Origin of the sequence: Streptomyces sp. NPDC001093 (assembly GCF_040298985.1) — a bacterium.
Taxonomy (GTDB): domain Bacteria; phylum Actinomycetota; class Actinomycetes; order Streptomycetales; family Streptomycetaceae; genus Streptomyces.
Genome location: NZ_JBEPBF010000035.1, coordinates 1 through 22855, shown reverse-complemented (window position 1 = coordinate 22855; position 22855 = coordinate 1). Strand labels below are relative to the sequence as shown.

Genomic DNA, 22855 nt, shown 5'->3' with positions numbered 1-22855 from the left:
CTCTGCCGAGTGTGTCGGCCGACGCCGCCACCCCGTCCTCCGGATCGGTCAGCGACACTGGGCCCACGACCACGTGGAGCGCCGGTCCCTTCGCCGTCCCGAACGTCACCGGCGCTGCCGGAACGGTGAGCTGCGGCAATGCGCAACTCTGCGACGACTACACCCTGAAGGTGTCAGTGCCCGTGGGCTACGACGCCGGTCACAGCCTGCGCGTCGACGTCAAATGGCCGGACTCCGCCGCCGACTTCGACCTGTACGTCCTCGACGCGGACGGCCGCGAGGTGGCCGCCTCAGCCTCCTCCAGCGACCCGGAGACCGTGCTGCTTCCGGCGGTGACGGCGTCGTACACCGTGCGCGTGGTGCCGTACGCGCCGCTCGGTGACAGCTTCACCGGCACCGCGAGCCTGGTCGCCGATCCGGCCGATCCGCCGCCGAGTACGGCGACCCCGCCGACGTACGCGAACTCCTCGGCGCCCGACAGCATCAAGGACGCGCACAACGCCGGCGAACCCTCGATCGGCGTCGACCGCGCGACCGGTGCCGCGATGTTCCAGGCGTACACTTCGACGCTCAAGGTCACCTACGACGGCGCCGGCGCCGCCACCTGGCAGGACAAGAGCGCGAACGCGACCAACGGCTGCCCCCAGGGCAGTACCACCAGCCTCGACCCGATCCTGTTCACCGACCCGGCCACCCACCGCACCTTCGAGTCGCAGCTCGCCGGAAAGACCGCCCTGACCTGCTACACCGACGACGACGGCGAGACGTGGACGCCGACAGGCGGCTCGGGCGTCAACTCCGGAGTGGACCACCAGAGCATCGGTGGCGGCCCCTTCACCACGGGCGAGCCGGGCGCCGTCACGTCGTACCCGAACGCCGTCTACTACTGCTCCCAGGACATCGCCGACGCTTCCTGCGCGGTCAGCCGGGACGGCGGTCTGACGTACGGGCCCGCCGTTCCGATGTACTCGCTTCTGGACTGTGGCGGCCTGCACGGGCACGTGAAGGTCGCCCCGGACGGCACGGTGTACGTGCCCAACAAGGGTTGCGGCGGCAACCAGGCCGTGGCCGTGTCCGAGGACAACGGGCTGACGTGGACCGTCCGCAAGAACCCGTCCAGCACCCCCGGTGACTCCGACCCGAGTGTGGGAATCGGCGCCGCCGGGACCGTGTACATGGGCTACCAGAACAGCGACGGCACCGCGCGGATCGCCGTCAGCCACGACAAGGGCAAGACGTGGCTGTACGACCAGAACGTCGGCGCGTCCCTCGGAATCAAGAACATCGTCTTCCCCGCCGTGACCGCGGGCGACGACAACCGCGCCGCCTTCGCCTTCCTGGGCACCACGAGCGGGGGCAACTACCAGGACACGGCCGACTTCAAGGGCGTCTGGCACCTGTACGTGGCCACCACCTACGACGGCGGCCAGTCCTGGGTCACCGTCGACGCCACCCCGACCGACCCGGTACAGAAGGGGTCCATCTGCACGGGCGGCACCACCTGCGGCCAGGACCGCAATCTTCTGGACTTCATCGATGTCACCCTCGACGCCCAGGGCCGTGTGCTCGCCGCCTACGCCGACGGCTGCACCGGCACCTGCGCCACCGGCGGCGCGCAGAACTACGACGCACTGGCCTCCGTCGCCCGCCAGTCCTCCGGCAACACGCTGTACGGCGCGTACGACGCCGTGGTCGCCGGCAAGCACAAGAAGTCCAGGGGAGGCCGCTAGGTGAAGCCGTTCGCCCCGGCTGCCGTGCTGGTCGGCGCCGTCCTCGGTCTGGCGGCCGTCACCGGATGCTCGCCCGCACCCCGGAACGCCGGACCCTTGCGTGCCACGCCGTACACGGCCGCCTCCGTGCCCGACGGCTGCCCCACCGCAGCCTCACTGCCGCTTCCCAAGGACTTCCCGGAGGATCTGCCGACGCCCGAGGGCACGGTCGTGACCTCGGTGGAGCACCGCACCGGCGGCCGGCTGATCGTCGCCACTGTCGTACGGAGCGGCTTCGACGCCACCCTGGCCTTTCTGCACAAGCAGCTCCCCAAGGCCGGATACGCCCCGAAGGACGGTGAGGTGGAGAAGGACGACGCCGAGTCGAACTTCTCCTCCGCGACCGTCCGGGGCCGCTGGACACTGCGGAAGATGCCCGACTGCGAGGGAGGGGTTTACCTGACGTACCTGACGTCTATGGTCTCCTGAACTCGGCCCGGCCGAGGCCTCTTCCCGGCCGGTGGAACCGCGAGTGGCCACCTTTCGCGGCGAGCGGCACCGCGTGCGACGCCGGCCGAAGGGTGGCCCCTCGGACTGGAAGACCGCTGGTGAACGGGGACACGGCGAGCCCGACCGGCCGGCCTGCCCAAGGACGGTTGGTATGAGAATGGGGTGGTGTCACACCCTGTGGATCAGCGATGCGGCCGAAGTGAAGCCTGCGGGCTGGATTGTTGACACCAACCCTGATAAATCACTTGTCATGGTCATGCGTGCGATTGAACTGCACAGTATCAATCGTTGGGAGGCGTCCTTCCTGCGCGAGGAGGTGGGCGGCTACTTCACCCACGGCGTCGAGTGCACGCCGGGCGCGACGGTACTCGACGTGGGCGCCAACATCGGTGTGTTCTCTGCGGCCGTCTATGAGCGGCTCGACGGGGACGTGCGGATCTACGCCTTCGAGCCGGTGCCGCCACTCCACGCAACGCTCGAACGCAATGCCCGCGAATTCTTCAACGGACGTCTGACCGCGCTCCCTTACGGCCTGGCGTCCCGCGATGACGAGCTCGACTTCAGCTACATTCCGGCCGCCACGATCTTCTCGTCCTCATCGCGGGATCAGGGGAACATCGAGGCTGAGCGGCGGCGGGTCACCGCCAGCGTTGTCGAAATGATCCGCCAGGGCGGCCTGGGAGCGGTCCTGCGCCGCGTACCCTCTCCCATCCTCACTCTTCTCGTCAGCCGCAAGCTGCGGGTGATGCGGCGGCTTGAGACGCACCGGGTGAAGGTCAGGCCCCTGTCATCAGCGCTCGACGAGCAGGGCATCGACCACATCGACCTGCTCAAGGTCGATGTGGAAGGCGCCGAACTCGATGTACTCAGAGGCATCGAGGAACGGCATTGGCCGCTTGTCCGCCAGGCCGTCGTCGAGGTGGAGCGCTGGCAGCAGAACCGCGGCACAGTCTGCGAGGTCCTCCTCGCGCACGGCTTCACGGTCAGTACCGAGCAGGACCCGGTGCAGCAGGCCGGCGACATCGGCATGGTGTTCGCGGTCAGGCCCTAAGACCGTGTCCTGTGTGGTGAGGCGGACGTTGACCCGGTATGGCGGCGTCGCCCTGCTCCACGGCGAGCGGCCCGTACGACGGTCTTGGACCCGTGGGCCGCTTCACCATCGCCCGCCGGCGCAACGATCGCTGATCGCACGGGCCTCGGTGGAGCCTGGCACCGCCTCAATGCAAGGGATGCGGCGACAAGACCGTCAGCCAGAGCAGGGCGATGGTCCCGGCGCCCATCAGCGGCGTCAGTATCTCGGTCTCCAGCTTGTTGCCACTGCTCTTGATCAACACGATTTCGTAACGGGTCTTCAGCGGCCACAGCCAAGGAGCGCCCTGCTTGGTGATGGAGTCACCGAGCAGGTGGGCCAGGCAGCCCAGACCGACCGCGTAAGGCAGCCAACCCGGCGCGGAGGGGATGAACTTGGCGATCGCGGCGGTGCCCAGTGCTGCCATCGCCACGATGGTGCCCCAGGCATGGAAACCGTGGCCGGGTGGGCAGAGATTGAGCGCGCGTACCGCCATCGCCAGCAGGAAGAAACACATCCCTAGTGTGAACGGCCTGCCCAGGTAGGCGATTCCGGCCCAGGTGCCCACTGTCATGAGGGCAATGAAGAACAGGGAGTGCGTGGCATGGCGGTGACCACCGGAGACCCAGGCAACGAACCGGCACAGCAGCCGGGAGACCGGACCGAGGAAGTTCGCGATCGTTCCGTCATGGTGGTCGAGGTCGGGCAGCAGTGCGGCACCCGCGCACAGCACCGTGCCCATCAGGATCTCCTGGGGCTGCAGATGCGTGTGCAACAGTGCGGGTGGAAGGTATACAGAGGTGCCGGCGAACAGCAGCGCGCCGCTCACGGCATGCGAATGTCCCATCATGATGAGGTGGTTCTCCCCCGATCAGGCGCCGTCCCAACGGCGCGTCGAATGTCCCAGCGTCACAGCTGTACTGCGTCCGGGACGCACATATGTCAACGGGCTACGTGCGTCGAAAAGGTGCGTGCGTCAGAGATTGCCGAGCTGTTCGCTCCTGCGGTCCTCGATGATGTGGTCCACACACACCGCGAGGACGATCAGCAGCAGCCAGTCGGGTTCGTACATCACGTCGACCGCGTAGGCGTCGCGGATGCTGAACCAGCGGCGCGAGATGTGCGCCAGAGTGGTGCCGTTGTCCGCGATTCCGAACTCGCGGTCCCACAGGTCGCCGGCTATGCGCAGCCGGCGCCCGTCCCGCAGGGTCACCTTGAAACGGTCACCGAAGAGGCGAAACCTCCGCTTGCTGATGCGCCCGACGGTCTCGCCGTTCTGCTTGATCAGGATCGTGTGATGAAGAGTCAGGGCCTTCTTCACGATGCTCGCGACCTGGTCGCCCCGGGTGTCCACGAAGTGAAACGTCGTACGCAGCCGCATCAGTTTGCGGTCGACCCTGAACAGCTTCTGCCGGTCCTCCGTCTCGACCCAGGCCTCCTCGTGGAACGCCAGCATGCGATCGCGTACCAGGTAACGCATGGGAAACCCCGTCCAGATCCGGAGATGGGAAGAAACGTCTGTCCGCGATAATAGTTGCGCCTTTACGCAAGGCAGCAACCGCATCCACATCCGAAACGGGGAGTTGCACATGACCACCACGAACTGCCACAACTCGAAGGGCCGCTTGGCGGCGCTGCTCCTGACGCTGCTCCTCGGACTGGGCCTGTCGGTGACATCGGCGGCCGCCGCGACCGACGCGCAGCAGCGGACGGCAACGGCCGTCATCACCGCACGCACCGGGCCTGCGTCTCCGGACACCGCCTCCGACGTCAGCCTCCGCCACCGCACATCCCGGCATCACGCCGCATCGGCTCGACTCCACACCACGAGGGCCAAGAAGAAGAGCGGCTTCTTCAAGAAGCTCGGCATCTTCCTCCTTGTCCTCGTCGTCCTCGTCGTCCTCTTCATCGCCCTGCTGGTCTGGTTCGTGGTCCGGCTCGTCCGCCGGGCCTTCGGCCACGGTCGCCGGCACTGAGCCGTCCGCGCCGTCACCGGCGCGGACCGGCTGCTCACACCGGGGTCCTCGCCGCTGGTGTCCGCGATGACTGGCCGGATCTGGGCGGGGAGTCCGTCCAAGCGGCCAGGACCGGCCGCGGCGGCCACGGCAGGGGCTGTCTCGGCCAACCAGATGCGAAACCGCTCGGCGGCTTCGTGGCAGGGGACTTGCGCCAGGACACGGTGCTCGCCGGAGGGGCAGAAGTCGACGGCGACCGTGAGCAGGCAGGAGCGGGGCGCGTTCTGACTGCCCGTCCAGGACACACGCAGGACACCGCAGGGCTTGCGCCCGCGGCGGGGCGCGGTGGGTCGGGCGCAGCGATCGGCAGGCTATGTGGGCGGTCCATGCGGCGAGGTGCGGCAGGGGCAGGGTGGCGCGTGCGCGGCAGCCGGGGCAACGGTGCCAGTGGCGAAGCCAATCGTCGGTGTCGGTGTCGAAGAGGCGTGCGTAGCGGTTCGCCACGCGGATGTCGTTGCTGTACAGGTGGTCGGGGCGATCCTGTGTGTTGCAGGACTGACCGCCGCTCGCCCTGACCGTCGCCACCACATGGCTGCCAAGCGGGACGTACCCCACCCGGACACGGGCAGGAGAGCAGGCGAATGCCCCAGAAGCCGTCGGCACAGCACTATCGGCCGTCAAATCGACCCACAGAGCGTCCGCAGCACCCAGGGCGGGCGATCAGGCCGTCCGTGCGACCGGGCATGACACGCTCCGACATACCGACAGGCCAACGATCTGCAACTCGCCAACGGGTCTCCACGCGCCCCGGTCAGCCGGGCCGCCGCCCGCAACTCCTTGATCCTGAGCGTCGGGCCTGGGTCTCCCTGGAGTGCGGACTCACCGGTCCGGCTCTCGCCGACGGTTCGGACGTTTGGTACCAATTAGTTACTAAACAGACACAGGAGGTAGATATGTCCATGCTGCTCATCACCGGCTCGTACCGGATCATCGGCGACCGGCCCGACGGCGACACGGTCCACTTCACCCCGCGCGACCCGGGGTTCTGGTGCGAGGTCCCCGGCCAGCACCGGGTCAAGCGGGACGAGAACGGCGGCGCCTCGCTCCGGCTGGACGGGATCGACGCCACCGAGACCCACTACAAGGGGGTCGGGCCCGATTTCGTCCACCAGCCGCTGCGCCTGGGCGCACACGCCGCCCGAGACGAGCTGCTGAGCTGGCTGGGCTTCGACGACGTCGAGCAGGACACCGAAGAGAAGGTCGAGGCTTCGACCCCAGAGACCGTGCCCGGCTACATCCTCACCTCCGGCGCCGACGTCTACGGCCGCTGCGTCGCGTTGATCGGCCGCGGCGACCCGCCGGAGACCGGCAACCCTCCGAAGCCCGCGAAGAGCGGCGAACGGGTCGACGTCACCGTGGACATGCTGCACCGGACCGCCAATCACCACCTGCTGTCCCGCGGCCTGGTGTACCCCACCTTCTACAGCGGCCTCCCCCGGGAGCTGCGGGCGAACATGACCACGACCACGCAGGAGGCCAGGGCGGCCCAGGTGCCGGGCGGTGTCTGGTCGTACGACGTGACGACCAGCGGCGCGAAGATCGACAGTCTTGCCTCGCTCACCGACGAATTGGTGATCGTGCCCAAGCTGTTCCGCCGCCTCGCCGACCACATCCGGCTCTTCGGCCCGTCTCTCGCCTGTCTCCCCGCCTATCTGGCCGGCGGCGCCGACGAGTTCTATGTCCCCGGACAACGCGACAGCATCGTCGGCCTCCAGCACGTGGTCGAGGTCACCAACGGCAACACGTTCCGGATGACCCGACCGATCGAAGACCTCGTGTTCGTCGAGAAGTAGACCGGAGAACGAGCCGCACCCGATCCCCCACCCACACCTGGCATCGCCCAGATCGGCTCCGCCCTCGTGCCCGATTCCCACCAGGTGGCCCCTGGCGATCGCCGGCGACGAGCGGGAGGTCGTCCTTGCGCGGCAACAGGCTCTGACTGCGGCGGGGAACCTGGTCGTGGGCCGACCGCAACCGGACCGGCGCTACACCTTCCAGGCCGTCACGAGCCTGGTGGTCGGCGACGAGTCCGACAGCTACCTGGGCGAAGTACCCACGGACAGCCCGCACCCTCTGAGCGCGTTCCAGGTCAACATCGGGTCGGCGTCGCTGCGCGGCCCCGCGCTCATGTTCGCCGCTGCAGCGGCCTCCAGTTCTGATGAGCACGCGTGGGGCCGCGACCAGGCGACCGAGTTGCCAGGCAGCCGCGACGAGCACGATGTCCACGAGGCGGCCGCTGCGCTGTGCAGGCTCCCGAACGACATCGCCGGCATCGTCGACCCCGGGCTGCTCGCCACCCACCACCACTTCGGCGTCCGCCAGGCCGGTGTCGTCCTGTGTATGCGGTTCCCCGCCCGCCATCACAAGACCGCCCTGCACCTCGCCCGCGACCCCGACTTCCGCGTGCGGCGGGCCCTGGCCGATGCCGCCGCGAACGCGGCCGTGGATGGCCCGGAAATCGATGCGATTCGCCAGATCCTGCGCGGCGACCCGCGCCACAGCATCCGGTCCCGCGCGGGAGCGCGTCGGACGACTTCTGACCGGGCCGGCGCCCCCGGCCGGACACCGGCCTGATCCGGCAGCGGGGCGGACCCCGCTCTTCAGCCTGACGACCCCCTTCGTCACACTGACGCCGTGCCTCGAATAGCCACCGCCACCTCGTCCCGGCAGGTACGTCGCCTCACCACGATGGCGTTTTTCGGTCCGCCGTTGATCATCGGGCTGTCGTTGCTGGCCGCCAATCCGGACTGGAGCGGGCTCGGACTGGTGCTCGGGACCTTCGCGCTGATCGCGACTCTCTCGCTGATGGTCATCGCAGCGCCGAACGGGTGGTTGATCGTCGGCGGGGTGATCGTGGGGATCGCCGCGCTGTCCGGGCCAGGGCCGGTGCTGCAGGCGGAGGTGATGGCGCACCAAGGGCAGCGGGTGGAGGTGCGGGTCACCTCGGTGAAGACGTACCAGGGCAAGCACGGGCCGGAGTACACCTGCCTTCTGGGACGGGTGGACGGCAAGCCGCTCAAGCACGCCGAGCTGGGCAACGACTCCTGCGACGGGCCGATGGAAGTCGGGCAGACCGAGGAGGTGCTCGTCGACCCGCACGGCTGGACGGCGCCGGAACTGGCCGAGACGGACTACAGCGGGATCGACATCGCCGCGTGGGCCCTGCCGGTGGTACTGGTGCTCTTCGAGCTGCTGGTCTGGCTGTCCCGGCAGGTCGGGCTGCGCCGGTTCTAGGGCCGCTGATGGCGCCCGGGTCCCGGAAGAACGGGGCCTGGCCCCCGCACGTGGTGCGGCGGCTCGCCCGCATGGCCGCGCTCGTCCCTCTGCTGATGGTGGGCATCGGCGTGCTCGGCACCAGCCCGGACTGGTTTCCGGCGGCGCTGATCCTCGGAGTGCTGACCGTGGCCCTCGCGATCGCGGTGCTGACGGCGACCGCGACCACCTACTTCTTCTTCCACTCCTTGACCGTCAGCCCGCCGGGGACCTTCAGCTCGAAGGCGCCGCCGATCGCGGTGTCGAGGGCGGTGGCCGGATCGTTGCCGCTACCGAAGGCGCTGACCGCGAGCAGCTCCTTGAGTTGCGCGCCGGTGCCGCGGAACGCCTTGGCCGTCTTCATCGTCTCTCGGGCCGCGTCGGCGTCCATGGACTTGTTCATCTTCTCCAGCAGGTCCGGGGAGATCCAGCAGTCCGAGATCTCGTCGAGGTCCCACTCCGCGTACCAGTGCGTGTTGTTGAGCCAGTTGCGCTGGGGCACCTTGCCGTCCACGGCCACCAGGTAGAACGTGAACTTGATGTTGCCGAGCGACCGCCAGTCGGCGACATTCGTGTGCTCGCTCGCCCGGCCGGCGGCCGCGTTCTCGTACGTCGACGCGATCTCCGTGAAACTCGGCGGGTTCTCCGGATCACGGCCCGTGTAGTGACGGATCGTCCACCGCTTGGCCAGCAGCTCTCCGGCCTGCCTCCTGCGGACCGGGGCAATCCGCTGCTGCGAGGCCTGCTTGATGCTGTCGAGGATGTCGAACTCGCTCTGCCCCTCACCGGGCCGGAACTGCTGGGAGGTCATGTACTGCATCAACTGCCAGGCGTCGTCGTCCGAATGGCCCGACTTCTTCAGGGCGGCGAGGATCTCGTCCGGCGTCTTGGCGTTGCGCAGGTCGTCGTCCTCGGTCCGCTGGACGGGCGAGGCCGCGTGGGTCCGATGGCTGCCGGTGGGGTGGCCGCTCGTGTGCTCCTCGGCCGTCCGCTGCACCGGCGCGCCGCCGCTCATCACCCTGCGCGCGTTGGCGACCGCGCGGCGCTCTCCCGCGTCGGCGGGATCCGAGACGCGCAGGCCCGAGCCGTTGTCCGTACCGGGAACCGGGCCGGCCTGCTGGTCCAGGTAGTGGGTCAGCTCGTGCGCCCAGTCCTCCTTCGTCATCCGGCCGCCGTCGACCACATGCGCTCCCGAGGTGTACGCCTTGGCCTGGATCTCCACCGCCGAGCGGCGGGCGACCTCGTCCGAGTGGACGCGCACACCGCTGAAGTCGGCGCCCCCGAACCGGGCCTCCATCTCGTCACGCAGCCCGGCGTCCATCGGCCTGCCCGGAGAGCGCAGCACATCGTGCACCAGGGAGCGACGCTGCACCTGCCCGTCCCGCTCCCGTGCGACGGCCCGCGTCACCGCCTCGTTGCCCACCGCTCGCTGCAGCGCCTCCAGCCCGGCGGGCGCCGGGCCGGCCGGCCGACGCGGCGCGGACCGCGTGTCGCTCTGCTCGTTCTCCTTGTCGTGCGCGCGCACGGGCGCTCCCCTCCAAGCCGGACACACCTCAACACCACAGCCTGCCCGGCCCCGCCGAGCCGCGGAATGAACGCGAGGGCAGCCTTGCGGGCAAGGGGATTGCCGTCGGACGGGTACCGAAGAAGCCGGGTGTGCTGCCGGCCGCCGAGCGGGCAACCGAACTCGCCGGTCCCCGACGGCATTGCACTCGACGCGCTCGGGGACCTGCGGTGGGTCGGGTTACCCCGCCCGGGCAGCCCCGCCCGGTACGACGAGCCGACCGCGTTTCGGTCGCGGCCCACAAAGTGGTGTAGCGATGCGGAGTGGGCGAGTTCGCAGGTCACGCCTGCACTGGGGTCGCCGTCCCGGCGGAGCGCCGCTTCCGCCGCTGCGAGCGGCGCGGAAGTGGCCGGCGAACTCCTGACGGCGTCCACCACGGAGCCGGTCGCTGGGGCGCAACAGTCCAGATTCCTACACCACTTCGCGGGACGCGACCCGCGCTTCTGCGCGGCAGCGGCAGGACCTGGGTCCGCAGGCGCCCGAGGGACAGGCGCTCATCACGGACGTGAAGCCGGCGACGGTCGCGTCCGGGCGGGCCTTCACGCTCGCTCCGCCGGGCCGGCAGCAGCCGCTGCAGGCCCGCGTGACCTGGCCACCCGTGGTCGGGCACCCTCTCTTGCGGCGCATCCCGGGCGGTGCGGCCCGCCGATTCCCGCCGCCGTCTGCGGCGGCTCATCGCAGCGCTCGACCGGACGGCGACCGGGTGACCGGCGGACCGGGCACCTTCGCGGGCCGCGTATCGGCACTCCGCCGGCAAGGGACGCGGGGGCCGGTGCCCCTCCGCGACAGGGCGCCGCGGCCAGGGGCCCGGGCACGTGCGGCGCCTTCGCCCCCCTGTCGGGCCGGTCGGACGGCAGTGCGGCCGCCGTCGACGCGCAGAACCACTCCCTGCACGAAGCCACCGCGTCGCCCGCCGGACAGGCGATCATCTCGACGATCTCCCGGGCCTAGGCGGACCGTCCGGCGGGGGCCTGCGCCGCGAGGGCATCGAGGTCCTCGCCCATGCCGGCCGTGCCCTCCGTGCGGGTGGCTCCGTACTCCACGGCGTTGACCCGCACCGCGTGCGGGCCGGACTCGACGCACGCCGACGTGGCGCGCCGCCTTGACCCCCACTCAGGATGCCTTCGCACCTGCAAGGCATGGCATCAGGTGCCTGAACCGGCCAATCGCTGAGAGCAGTTGCACTCGCCCAAGCCCAGCGGAAGCCCGCCGGAGGCCCACGTTTCCGGGCTTCCGGCATTCTGCGAAATGCGTCGGAAACCATCCCGCGCTCTGCCGGTTTTCGGACGGAGTGGGATTCTCCTCTTCCGATCGTGCCCTACGGGGCGAACGATGTCCGGGGGAACGATGTCACCGGGTGACGTCGCTGAGTACGCCACTGACGTTCAGGACCTCATGACACTGCTGTGCCTGCTGGCCGGTTGCCGGAGTACCGGGCTTCGCACATGTCACCTTCACAGCGACCTTGGCGTCCTCAGGGATCTTGATGGGGGTGACCCAGTGGTAGTCCTGATTGCGGAAGGTCTCCAGAGCGATCGTGGTGATCTTCCGGTCGCCGAAGGTGATGGTCATGACGCCTTCGTCGCCCTGGAAGTTGGCGACCACGATGTCCGTGATCCCGAACACCTTGCCCTTGGGCACCACATAGGTACCGGTCTTGTCCTGCCCGCCGGACGTCTGTACGTCGATCGTGGCCGAACTCTGCTGACCGGTGCCGCCATCACCACCGTCTCCGCCCGTGCCGCCACCGCCGCCACCGCCGCCGTTGCCCGACGTCGAGCCCTTGCCGCCCTGGGTACCCGTACCCGCCTTGTCCCCGGAACCGGACCCGGGAGACTGCCCGTTCTGGCCGCCGGGCGTGGGCCGCGGCTGGACCACCTCGTTGGCGGCCTGCTTCGCGGCGCTGCGCACCGCCGGACGGACGAGCGCGAACCATGCGAGCAGCAGCGCGATCAGGGCCGCGAGCACCGCGAGCAGCCACTTGGGGAAGACCGGGATCTGAACGAACTCGGCTTCCAGCGGCGGCCGAACGAGAGCACCGGGCCGTTCGGCGCGCTCAGCGGCCGCGGTGTCCGTCGCACGTACGGTGAACGGCCAGACCACGGGCTTGCCGAACCAGACCGGCTTGCCGGTGCGCACCCGCAGCCGGGTCTCCACCGACTCGCCCGGCTCCAGCGGCAGTGCGGCGGCGGTGAACGCGAACCGCAGCTCCTCCCCCGGCTGTTCCGGTGTCAGGGCGATCCGGGCCGGGGCGTTGCCCTCGTTGCGCACCGCCAGCCGATAGCGGCCGCGGAGCCAGCCACGCCGGCGGCGCGGCAGGATCTCGGTGCGCAGCTCGTGGAACTCCTCCACGTGCACCGTCGTTTCGGGCACAGTGACGGCCTCGGGGTGCTCCGCCGGCAGCACGCGTACGGCCAGCGGCACATCGCCCGCGCGGACCTCGGGCGAGCGGGGCGGGTCCAGCCGGATGGTCACCGTCTCGGAGGTGCCGGGATACAGCGAGACCCGCTCGGGTTCCACGGTGGCCCAGGCCGCACAGTCACCGACGACCTCCAATGTGTACGCCTCGACGATGTCACTGTCGTTGCGTACGGTCAGCCGAGTCGAGGCGGTACCGCCCGGGGTCACTGTCACGTCGGGCATGTCGAGCCCGGGCAGTCCAGGGCCGGAAGAGGCTGCAGAAGGCGTCACGCGACGACCGTAGAACCGCCTCCGGACGGCCACGAGAGGTGCGAGGGCAACATCCGGGCAGTGCGCGTGCCCCGCGCGGTCAAGGACAACTTGCCGGACCAGCAGGCCTGTTGATGACTCATGCACCGGCCCGCGGACCTCCGGCGGGCCCCGCCGCCGTCCCCTTTTCAGCTCCCGCGACCTTCCGCGCCCCTTCGCCACTCCGACTGGAACAGGACTCCGCATGTCCCTCTCCGCAGCAGAACATCAAGCCGGTACGGCCGGCCGGCCGTACCGGGTCTCCGTCGCCGTCTACGCCCAGGACCTGGTCCTGCGCGTCGGTGTCGTCCATCAGCTCCGCCAGCGTCCCGAGGTGGAGCTGCTGGACGACACCGACGCGGAACGGGCACACGCGTCCCTCGTGGTCGTCGACTCCGTGGACGACGAGGTGATGGCCCTGCTGCAGCGGTTGCAGCGCAACCGTGCGACGCGCACCGGACTCGTGGTCGGTTCCTTCGAGTCCGCGGCGCTGCAGCGGGTCGTCGAGTGCGGTGTCGCGGCGGTGCTGCGGCGCGCCGAGGCGGACCAGGACCGGCTCCTTCATCTGGTGCTCGCGCTGGCCAACGGCGAAGGCGTGCTCCCCGGTGACCTGCTCGGCAAGTTGCTGAGCCATGTCGGCAACGTGCAGCGCGCGGCGCTCGATCCGCACGGTCTGACCCTGTCCACGCTGACCGCGCGCGAGGCGGACATGCTGCGCCTGGTGGCGGACGGGTTCGACACCGCGGAGATAGCGCGCAAGACGTCGTACTCCGAACGGACCGTCAAGAACGTGCTGCATGAGATCACCACACGTCTGCAGTTACGCAACCGGGCTCATGCCGTCGGCTACGCACTGCGCAACGGACTTATCTGAGTGGACGTCACCTACTGATTCAGGAGCGTGGTGTTGCCCGAAAGCGCAGCCCGCGCTTCCCTCTGGCAGGGCCCCGCCGCCCTGCCGCGCGACGCCCGCACGGACGCAGAGTGGCGGGGCGACCCATGTGTTCCGAGACTGCGAGGTGGACCGTGAACGGCACCGCTGACCCCGGCGGGCGGCGTCGGCTGGGGAGATTCGGAGCCTCGTTGCTCCTGCTGGTCCCGTTGCTCGCGCTGACGGCGGCCTCGGGACCGGGCAGCGCCCAGGCCCAGCCCAAGGCCGTCGACGCCTCCGCCACCCGGATCGCCTACGCCGGCACCGGGCACCGCAGCCTCGGCAAGGTGATCGACACCAAGGACAGCGAGCCGCTGTTCGGGGCGGGCCCGGCGCACTACGACGTCGAGCCGTCGGCCCTGGGCGACACGATGGTGTTCGCCGGCCGCCGCGACGAGAAGAACCCACAGATCTATCTACGCGCCCCCGACGGCTCGGTGCGCAAGCTGACCAGCGGCCGGGACGCGGCACACCCCCGGCTGACCCCGGACGGCAAGTCCGTGGTGTTCGACTCGGCGGAGCCCGGCGGCCCGAACGGCAGGAAGCAGCGCGACCTGTGGCTGGTGCGCACCGACGGCACCGGGCTGACCCGGCTGACCGACACACCGGCGAACGAGGAGAGCCCGACGGTGTCGCCGGACGGGCAGCGCCTGGCGTACGCCTGTGACAGCGACGCGGTCCTCGGGGAGCAGATCTACGTGCGCCCGCTGGCCGGCGGCACCCCGACCCGGGTGACCGGCACGCTGGGCAACAAGGCGACGGAACCGGTGTGGAACCCGGTGAACGACCCGGCGCACCGGGACCTCATCGCGTACACCTCCACCCCCACCGCCTCCGACAACTCGACGGGCCCCCGGCTGCGGGTGACCGGCGGCACGGCCGGCGACCAGCCGCTGCTCACCGGCGCACCGACCGGCTGGCGGACCCATGGGGCAGCGTGGACGCCCGACGGGGAGGGCGTGCTGTTTCTCAGCCCGGACCGCACCTGTGGCTGCGAGGGCGACTGGGACCACGTGTACCAGGTACAGAACCGCGCGTCGGGCCCGAACCTGGTGCTCATGGAGGACCGCGCCGTCGGCACGCCGACCTGGGTCGGCCCGCAGAACGGCGGGTATGTCGTGGTGGACCGCACCTCGGCGAAGGGCAGCAACACGGCGAACGGCGTGCACGGTCCGCATGTGGTGACCCTCCAGGACGTCCGGGCGGACGGCGCCGACCCGCGTGACCTCGGGCTGACCATCCTGAACGAGGACCCGGCGGCCGACAGCAACACCGATCCGGCCAAGGACCCCCTGTTCAACCCGGCGGCCGGGTACGACCCGTGGACCGAGCGGCAGAACTACACGCCCGACGGCCGGCGCATCGTGGTGACTCGGTTCGAGGGTGACACGGACAACCGGATCGAGCGGATCTGGACGGTGGACGCCGACGGCTCCAACGCCGCGCCCATGCCGCTCGCCGGGCGCGGACCGAAGGACTGGGACACCGACCCCACGTTGTCGCCGGACGGCAGGTTCATCGCGTTCACCCGGACGTCGCCGGGCGGGGTCGGCTCCGCCTCCGGTCCCGGGCACATCCTGATCGCCGACGCGTCCACCGGTGCGATCGTGCACGAGATCGTGCCGCCGGCCGGCCGGCAGACGGGCGGCGACGCCCAGCCCACCTGGTCCTCCGACGGCACCACGCTCGCCTTCACCCGCAACATGACCATCGACGGGAACGGCGGCAACAAGCACATCTGGACCGTGCCGGTGGACCATCTGGACCAGCAGCGCGATCTGAGCGCGACGATCTGCCCCGGCACCTGCGCGGTCATCGACGACAGTCCCGCGTTCTCGCCGGACGGCCGGCAGATCGCCTTCAACCGCAAGAACGGCGGCGGCCAGGTCGACGAGCACAACGGCATGGTGCTCACCTCCGTGTCCGGCGACACCTGTCAGGTGCTGCTGCCCGAGTCGGCCCGCGGCGACGCCGACGCCTGCCGCCGGGAGCTGCCCGACAGCTCGGTCACCGGACCGCACCAGCCGCGTGACGCGGCCTGGACCGCGGACGGCACCGGAATCGTCTTCAGCGCACGCACCGACACGCCGGTCAACTGCCCGGAGAGGCTGCATCGGTTGAATGTGGCCACCGGCCATCTGAGCGCGCTCACCCTGGAACTGCCGGGGCGGCAGAAGGAGCCGAGCGTCCAGCAGTCCGTGGACCTGGCCGTGCACGCCCCGGGCACCGTGCCCGCGGTCACCGTCGGTCACTCCGCGGACGTCCGCGTCGACGTCGTCGACAACGGCCCGGCCGCCTCGCCCGGCACCCGGCTGACCATCGCGCCGCCGGCCGGGGTGAGCGTGAGCAGGATCCGCCGGCCGGGCGGCACCTGTGACGCCGCCTCCCTGCAGTGCGACATCGGTGTGGTGCCGCCTGGCACGACCGTGCCGGTGACCGTGACGCTGACCGGGCTCACCGTCGGCGACCAGCCGTTGGACTGGTCGGTCACCGGGAGCGTGATCGACCCGCGGCCCGACGACAACACCGCCCGGACCGTGGTACCGGTGCACAGGGCCAACCCTCCCACCCCGCCTCCGACGCCGCCGACACCTCCGACGCCTCCCACCCCACCGACGCCGCCCGCCCCGAAGGCCGGCCCCGGCGTCCGGGTCACCGCCCAGCCCGACCCGGGCTATGTCGGCGGCCGGGTCGTGGTGACGTACACCGTGCGCAACGGCCGTAACGCCCTGGCGACCGGGCTGCGGCTGCGGATCGGCCTGCCCTCCGGGATCCCGGACGGCGGGCCGCCGGCCGGCTGTGACACCCGCTGGGTGTGTGCGCTGCCGGACCTGGCAGCGGGCGACTCCACCGTCGTACGGGTGGTGCTCTCCCCCGACCACGCGCTGACCGGCCGGGTCACCGGCACCCTCACCACCACCGGCACGGACGCCGACCCTCGGGACAACAGGACGCACACCACGCTGCGGATCCTGCAGCCGAAGATCGTCGCCGTCCCTCCGATCGGCAAGCCCGGCTTCGTCACCTCGGTGCGCGGCAAGGACTTCCCGCCGGGCGTCCCGGTGCGCTTCAGCTGGAACCCGGGGATCACCGCCGCCGCGGCACCGACCGTGCCCCAGCCGGACGGCACGTTCATCGGCCAGCTGCTCATCCTCACCAAGGACCAGACGGGTCCGCGGACGATCACCGCGAGCGGGCCCGGATTCTCCCCGGTGAAGACCGACTTCCTGGTGGTGAACGGCAGTGTGCAGCCGCCGGACGAGGTGACCCGCCGGTGATCCACGAGGTCGACGAGGCACTGCGCGGTCTGCTCGCGGAGTCTGGGCTGGAGGCGTCCGGGGTCGAGATCGTCCTCGACGCGCCGACCCGGGACTGGGCCGCGCGCCGCAACGCCCCCACCGTCTGTGCGTTCCTGTACGACATCCGGGAGGACCCGAGCCGGCGTGGCAGCGGCGCCGGGGAGGTGTACGACGCGGACGGACATGTGGTGGCACGCCGCACCCCGCCCCGCTGGTTCGAGCTGACGTACCTGGTCACGGCGTGGGCGAGCCGCCCGCAGGACGAGCATCGGCTGCTGTCCCAGGTGCTGGCCACGCTGGTGGCCGTCGACGCGCTGCCGGAGCGGCTGCTCACGGGCTCGCTGGCCGAACTGGGCCTGACCGTCTCGCTGGACACCGCCGGAGCGGGGCCCGACGGCCCGTCCGCCTCTGATGTGTGGTCGGCACTCGGCGGCGAGCTGAAGGCATCGCTCGGTGTGCGGGTGCGCGCGCCGCTCGCCGGGGCGAGCAGGACGGCCGCGCCGCCGGTGACCGAGGGCCTCGTGGTGCGGGCCACGGATCACCGGCAGGACGGGGTACACCGGCAGGACACGGATCGCAGGCAGGACGAGGATCCGGTGCCGGGGCGACGGCTGCGCTACGAGGGCGTGAGCGACCCGGGTCCGGACGGTTTCGCCGGTCCGCGCGAGCGGCACCCGGCGCCCGCCCGCCGCCGCAGAGGGGGCCGCCAGCCGTGACGTACCCCGCCGATGTCGTCACCGCGGCCGGCACGGATCCCCTGTGGGAGCGGCTGCGGCTGGTCGAGGAGCGGGTGCGCCACGCGGTGGCCGCCCGTCGTGCCGTCGATCCCGACCCCGACGACCCCTACCGCGGCCAGTACCTCTCCCCCGAGGCCGTGGAGCGGATCCTGAACGATCCGGGCGGGCTCGACGTGCCCGGACACGAGCCGCTGTCCCCGCCGCCCGATTCCGTGCTCGGCACGTTCGCCGCACGGTTCGGGCTGTCGCCGCTCGACACCGACCTGCTGCTGATCGCGCTGGCACCGGACCTGGACAACCGCTTCGAGCGGCTCTACGGCTATCTCAACGACGATCTGACCCGCCGTAGGCCCACGGTCGCCCTGGCACTGGAACTGTGCGGGCTCGCCTCGGCGTCGGCCGCCCGCTTCCACTTCTCACCGGGAGCGCCGCTGGTCGCGGGCGGACTGCTGGAGGTCACCGAGCCGGAGCGGCCACCGCTGTCGCGGGTGCTCGCGGTACCGGACCGGGTGACCGGCCATCTGCTGGGCGGTACGGACCCGGATGCCCGGCTCGCCGGAGTGCTCGGCGAGCCTGCGGACGACCCGACGGCCGACGTGGACGAGGTGCGCCGGGCGGCGCGTGCCGCCCGCACCGGAACGGGGTCGGTGCATCTGCTCGACCGGGGTGGTGACGCGCCGGGACTCGCCGGCGCGGCTCTGCGCGCAGCGGGGCTGGGCGTGCTGGTCCTCGACCCGGCGGCACTCGCCCGACGCCCCGGCGAGGTGCCCGCGCTCGCCCGGGTCGCGGCGCTGGAGGCCCGCCTCACCGGCGCCGGAGTCGTGCTGGGCCCGCTGGAGGCACTGCCCGGGGCACCGGCCGAACGGGCCCGTGCCGTCAGCGCGTTGTGCACGGCGCTGCGCGGCGTCCCGCTGTTCACCCACGGCAGGGAGGGCTGGGACCCGGCATGGGGGCCGGACACCCCGGTCGTCCTGCCGGTGGCTCCGCCCTCCCCCGAGCGGCAGGCCGCGCGCTGGCGGCACGCTCTGGCCTTGGCCGACGCCGAGGGTGACGTAGCGGGCGACGCCGACGCCCTCGCCCGGGCCGTCGCCGCGCACCGTCTGGACGGCGGACAGCTGCGGCGCGCGGCGGACGCGGCGCTGCGCTCCGCCGCGCTGGCGGGCCGCCCGGTCCGCCCCGACGACCTCAGGTCCGCCGTACGCGCGCAGAACGGCGCGGGACTGGCCCGGCTGGCCCGCCGGGTGGAGCCGGCGGTCGGCTGGGACGACCTGGTGCTGCCCGAGGCGACCCACCGCCGGCTGCGTGAACTCGCCGTCCGCGCCCGCCATCGCGAGCAGGTGCTCGGACAGTGGCGGATGCGGCCCGGCGGCGGCCGGGGACGCGGCGTGATCGCGCTGTTCGCGGGCGAGTCGGGCACCGGCAAGACGATGTCGGCCGAGGTGGTCGCCGCGGACCTCGGCATGGATCTGTACGTGGTCGATCTGTCCACGGTCGTCGACAAGTACGTCGGCGAGACCGAGAAGAACCTGGAGCGGATCTTCACCGAGGCGTCCGCGGTCAACGCGGTCCTGCTCTTCGACGAGGCCGACGCGATCTTCGGCAAGCGCTCGGAGGTCAAGGACGCGCACGACCGGCACGCCAACATCGAGTCGGCGTATCTGCTGCAGCGCATGGAGTCCTTCGACGGGATCGCGGTGCTGACCACCAATCTCCGGGCCAACCTGGACGAGGCGTTCACCCGCCGACTGGACGTGGTGGCGGAGTTCCCGGTGCCCGACGCGGCCCAGCGGCTGGCCCTGTGGGACAGGTGTCTGGGCACCCGGCTGCCCCGCGCGGACGACCTGGACCTCGGCTTCTGCGCGGACCGGTTCGAACTGGCCGGCGGCTCCATCCGGGCCTGCGCGATCACCGCCGCCTATCTGGCCGCGGAGTGCGGGGGCCCGCTGACCATGCGGCAGTTGGTGACGGCGGTGGTGCAGGAGTACCGCAAGCTCGGCCGGCTGGTCCTGGAGAGCGAGTTCGGGCCGTATCTGGCGGACGTCCTCGGCGTCTGAGGGGCCTCGCCGGCCGGCCCCGTGCCGAAACGCGGGCGGTCCGGGACGCCGTTCCCTTCCCCAGCGGTCCGCGCGGGCGTCCGGAAAGGCAGTGCGGTTGCCCCCGGCAAGGTACCGGCGCCCCTGCCGCCGGGCCTGATCCGCCCCGGAGACTCGGCATCGACGCAGGTGATCCGATGGAACGTGAAGGAGCGAGCATGCCGACGTACCTCACCCCGGGCGTGTACGTGGAGGAGGTGCAGTCCGGTGCCCGCCCTATCGAAGGGGTCGGCACCGCCGTCGCCGCGTTCGTCGGGTTCACCCAGAGCGGGCCCTTCCACGAACCGACCCTGGTCACCAACTGGGACCAGTACACCCAGCTGTTCGGCGGGTTCACCGAGGGCACCTACCTCGCGCACGCCGTGTACGGCTACTTCTCCAACGGCGGCGGCGCGGCCTACGTGGTGCGCATCGGCGGCTCAGCCGACGGCGCCGCCACGTCCGGCGGCGACCAGGGGCCCCGGGACGTCCGGGCGGTCCAGCCGCTGACGCTCGGCGGATTCCAGATCACGGCCAGGCCCGGCACCTCCGGAGTGTCGGTGGAGATCGCCGACGCCGACGGCGAGAACCCGCCCGAGGACCGCTTCAAGCTGCTGGTCCGCCAGGGCGAGCAGGTGGTCGAGACGTACGACGTCTCCACCCGCAAGAACGTCAAGGGCTATGTGGTCACCCAGCTGCGCGCGTCGAAGCTGGTCGAGGTCACCGAGCAGCGTGACGCCACGCAGACGCGGCCGGCCGGCCAGACGGTGACCGTGCCCGACGCCCCGGCCGCGCCCGCGGCGCCCGTCGCCGGCGCGGTGTCCCGGATCGACCCGGCCGAGTACGTCGGTGACGCCTCCGCCCGGACCGGCTTCGCCGGCCTGGAGAGCATCGACGAGATCACCATGGTCGCGGTCCCGGACCTGATGGGCGCCTACCAGCGCGGTGACATCGACGCCGAGGGCGTGCGCACCGTGCAGCTCGCGGTCATCTCGCACTGCGAGCAGATGGGCGACCGGGTCGCCGTCCTGGACTCTCCCCCCGGGCTCACCGCGCAGCAGGTGCGGCACTGGCGCAACGAGGAGGCGGGCTACGACTCCCGGTACGCCACCCTCTACTACCCGTGGGTGCGGGTCTTCGACCCGGCGGCCGGCCGTAACACCACCGTCCCGCCCAGCGGTCACGTCGCGGGGGTGTGGGCGCGCAGCGACGCCGAGCGCGGGGTGCACAAGGCGCCCGCCAACGAGGTGATCCGGGGCGCGGTGGACCTGGAGGTCCGGCTCAGCAAGGGCGAGCAGGACCTGCTGAACCCGATCGGCGTGAACTGCGTACGTGCCTTCCCCGGCCGTGGCATCCGGATCTGGGGCGCCCGCACCCTGTCCTCCGACCCGGCCTGGCGCTATCTGAACGTGCGCCGTCTGTTCAACTACCTCGAAGAGTCCATCCTGTTGGGCACCCAGTGGGTGGTCTTCGAGCCGAACGACGACCGGCTGTGGTCGAGCATCCGGCGCAACGTCACCGCGTTCCTCACCGAGGAATGGCGCCGGGGCGCGCTCTTCGGCCGCACCGCCGAAGAGGCGTTCTACGTCAAGTGCGACCGCGACAACAACCCGCAGACCTCCATCGACCAGGGACGCGTCGTCTGTGAGATCGGCGTCTGTCCGGTCAAGCCCGCCGAGTTCGTGGTGTTCCGGCTGGCCCAGTTCTCCGACAGCACCAGCCTCATCGACGAGTGACCCGCGGGTCTGCGAAGGAAAGGTGACAGACAGTCATGGCAGAAGGCGATGCTCTCTCCACTCACGTCTTCGGCGTGCAGCTCGGCGGGTACATGGTCGAGTCGATCCAGGAGATCAGCGGCTTCTCCGTCGAGGAGGAGGTCGTCGAGGTCAAGCAGGTCACGTCGACGGGCAAGCAGATCATCCGCAAGCAGCCCGGGGCGCGACAGGCCGGCGAGATCACGATCACCCGGGGACTCGACAAGAGCAGCGAGTTCACCAAGTGGATCAAGGAGACGCTGAACAACGGCGCCGTCGACACCGCCCGGCAGAACCTGACCATCGAGATCAAGGACACCAAGGGCGACACGGTCCGCCGTATCCAGCTGATGAACGGCTGGGCCTCCAAGTGGGAGGGCCCCTCCCTCAAGGCCGGCGAGTCCTCCGCGGCCACCGAGACCGTCACGATCGTGTTCGAGGAGATCGTCGTCGAATGAGGCGCCGTACCGTCACGGCCGGCAACCTGGAGGAGTTCCTGGAGGCGACGGCACCCGCTCAGGCGGCCGACCAGCCCCAGGCCCCGCCGCAGGCTCCGGCCGCCCGACCCGCGACCTCTCAGGACCACGGGCTGCGCACGGAGTTCGAGTTCGAGCTGCCGCGCGGGTACGTGGACGAGGCGGGCACGCTCCACCGGCACGGCGCGATGCGTCTGGCCACCGCCCGGGACGAGCTGCGGCCGCAGATCGATCTGCGGGTCAAGGAGAACCCGGCATATCTGAGCGTGGTGCTGCTGAGCCAGGTGATCACCCGGCTCGGCACCATCACCGATGTGCACGCGGGGATCGTGGAGCGGATGTACGCCACCGACGTCGCGTTCCTCCAGGACTTCTACCGCCGTGTCAACAGCGAGGGCCACACCCGCGCGGCGGTGGTCTGCCCGCACTGCGAGGGCGGCTTCGAGGTCGACCTCTCGGGTGGGCGCCTGGGGGAATCGTGACGTACGCACTCCCCCGGCTGCGGGAGGAACTCGCGTACATCGCCTACCACTTCCACTGGCAGCGCGAGGAGATCCTCGACCTCACCCACGCCGAGCGGCGGCAGTGGGTGACCGAGATCGCCCGTATCAACACCCGTGTGAACGAAGGTGGTTGAGCTCATGGCATGGCGGGACAGACTGCGTCGCCGGGCCACGGCGCCAGGTGCCGGCGGCACCCCGGCAGGTCCCGGCTCCACGCAGCCGGCCGCGCCGCGTGCCATGGGCGCGCCCGGGGCG

General features: G+C 70.9%; 20 protein-coding genes. 15 read left to right on the top strand and 5 right to left on the bottom strand.

The window, feature by feature from the left end:
• The first annotated feature begins 11 nt into the window (after positions 1-11).
• From ABT288_RS19380 to ABT288_RS19370, 3 genes are all read left to right on the top strand, one after another.
• The gene (locus ABT288_RS19380; protein WP_351609006.1) at positions 12-1730 is read left to right on the top strand and encodes a sialidase family protein; all 1719 of its coding nucleotides are present in this window, start codon (positions 12-14) and stop codon (positions 1728-1730) included.
• Entirely contained in the window at positions 1731-2198 is a 468-nt protein-coding gene (locus tag ABT288_RS19375) for a hypothetical protein (protein ID WP_351609003.1), read from the top strand.
• A 172-nt stretch (positions 2199-2370) separates the two neighbouring features.
• On the top strand, positions 2371-3270 hold the full coding sequence (locus ABT288_RS19370; protein WP_351609000.1) for an FkbM family methyltransferase: 900 nt from the start codon (positions 2371-2373) through the stop codon (positions 3268-3270).
• A 166-nt stretch (positions 3271-3436) separates the two neighbouring features.
• Here the strand turns inward: ABT288_RS19370 and ABT288_RS19365 are convergent, their stop codons facing one another.
• Together ABT288_RS19365 and ABT288_RS19360 are read right to left on the bottom strand one after the other, a co-directional pair.
• The gene (locus ABT288_RS19365; protein WP_351609129.1) at positions 3437-4135 is read right to left on the bottom strand and encodes a metal-dependent hydrolase; all 699 of its coding nucleotides are present in this window, start codon (positions 4133-4135) and stop codon (positions 3437-3439) included.
• Between the two features lie 129 nt (positions 4136-4264).
• Positions 4265-4768 carry an LURP-one-related/scramblase family protein gene (locus tag ABT288_RS19360; protein ID WP_351608997.1) on the bottom strand — a complete coding sequence of 168 codons (504 nt, stop codon included), beginning with the start codon at positions 4766-4768 and terminating at the stop codon, positions 4265-4267.
• A 109-nt stretch (positions 4769-4877) separates the two neighbouring features.
• Here ABT288_RS19360 and ABT288_RS19355 point away from each other — a divergent pair, with 109 nt between their 5' ends.
• From ABT288_RS19355 to ABT288_RS19340, 4 genes are all read left to right on the top strand, one after another.
• Positions 4878-5264 (top strand): hypothetical protein, encoded by a 387-nt coding sequence (locus ABT288_RS19355; RefSeq protein ID WP_351608995.1) that lies wholly within the window; start codon positions 4878-4880, stop codon positions 5262-5264.
• A 932-nt stretch (positions 5265-6196) separates the two neighbouring features.
• A complete protein-coding gene (locus tag ABT288_RS19350) occupies positions 6197-7096 on the top strand; it encodes a nuclease (RefSeq protein ID WP_351608994.1) in 900 nt (299 codons plus the stop codon).
• A 166-nt stretch (positions 7097-7262) separates the two neighbouring features.
• Entirely contained in the window at positions 7263-7877 is a 615-nt protein-coding gene (locus ABT288_RS19345; protein WP_351608991.1) for a hypothetical protein, read from the top strand.
• Between the two features lie 60 nt (positions 7878-7937).
• Complete coding sequence (locus ABT288_RS19340; protein ID WP_351608989.1) at positions 7938-8537, top strand: hypothetical protein; 600 nt, start codon at positions 7938-7940, stop codon at positions 8535-8537.
• A 208-nt stretch (positions 8538-8745) separates the two neighbouring features.
• On the opposite strand, the gene ABT288_RS19335 is transcribed toward ABT288_RS19340, so the two are convergent.
• From ABT288_RS19335 to ABT288_RS19325, 3 genes are all read right to left on the bottom strand, one after another.
• On the bottom strand, positions 8746-10080 hold the full coding sequence (locus ABT288_RS19335; RefSeq protein WP_351608986.1) for an eCIS core domain-containing protein: 1335 nt from the start codon (positions 10078-10080) through the stop codon (positions 8746-8748).
• 986 nt (positions 10081-11066) lie between these two features.
• Positions 11067-11249, bottom strand: coding sequence for a hypothetical protein (locus tag ABT288_RS19330; RefSeq protein WP_351608983.1), 183 nt, complete (start codon positions 11247-11249; stop codon positions 11067-11069).
• A gap of 220 nt (positions 11250-11469) precedes the next feature.
• Positions 11470-12762: a COG1470 family protein gene (locus ABT288_RS19325; RefSeq protein ID WP_351609127.1), complete on the bottom strand. Its 1293-nt coding sequence runs from the start codon at positions 12760-12762 to the stop codon at positions 11470-11472.
• Between the two features lie 271 nt (positions 12763-13033).
• On the opposite strand from ABT288_RS19325, the gene ABT288_RS19320 reads away from it, so the two are divergent.
• The 8 genes from ABT288_RS19320 to ABT288_RS19285 all read left to right on the top strand — a co-directional run bounded on the left by ABT288_RS19320 (position 13034) and on the right by ABT288_RS19285 (position 22734).
• Positions 13034-13702, top strand: a complete 669-nt coding sequence (locus tag ABT288_RS19320; protein ID WP_351608981.1) for a helix-turn-helix transcriptional regulator — start codon at positions 13034-13036, stop codon at positions 13700-13702.
• A gap of 152 nt (positions 13703-13854) precedes the next feature.
• Positions 13855-17037, top strand: a complete 3183-nt coding sequence (locus ABT288_RS19315; protein ID WP_351608980.1) for a TolB family protein — start codon at positions 13855-13857, stop codon at positions 17035-17037.
• Positions 17034-17774, top strand: a complete 741-nt coding sequence (locus ABT288_RS19310; protein WP_351608978.1) for a Pvc16 family protein — start codon at positions 17034-17036, stop codon at positions 17772-17774. Before ABT288_RS19315 ends, ABT288_RS19310 begins: the two co-directional genes overlap by 4 nt.
• A complete protein-coding gene (locus tag ABT288_RS19305) occupies positions 17771-19849 on the top strand; it encodes an AAA family ATPase (protein ID WP_351608976.1) in 2079 nt (692 codons plus the stop codon). Before ABT288_RS19310 ends, ABT288_RS19305 begins: the two co-directional genes overlap by 4 nt.
• 197 nt (positions 19850-20046) lie before the next feature.
• Entirely contained in the window at positions 20047-21603 is a 1557-nt protein-coding gene (locus ABT288_RS19300) for a phage tail sheath family protein (protein WP_351608973.1), read from the top strand.
• 35 nt (positions 21604-21638) lie between these two features.
• Complete coding sequence (locus ABT288_RS19295; protein ID WP_351608970.1) at positions 21639-22079, top strand: phage tail protein; 441 nt, start codon at positions 21639-21641, stop codon at positions 22077-22079.
• A complete protein-coding gene (locus ABT288_RS19290) occupies positions 22076-22579 on the top strand; it encodes a hypothetical protein (protein WP_055709820.1) in 504 nt (167 codons plus the stop codon). Before ABT288_RS19295 ends, ABT288_RS19290 begins: the two co-directional genes overlap by 4 nt.
• Positions 22576-22734, top strand: coding sequence for a DUF6760 family protein (locus tag ABT288_RS19285; RefSeq protein WP_167528457.1), 159 nt, complete (start codon positions 22576-22578; stop codon positions 22732-22734). Before ABT288_RS19290 ends, ABT288_RS19285 begins: the two co-directional genes overlap by 4 nt.
• Positions 22735-22855 lie beyond the last annotated feature (121 nt).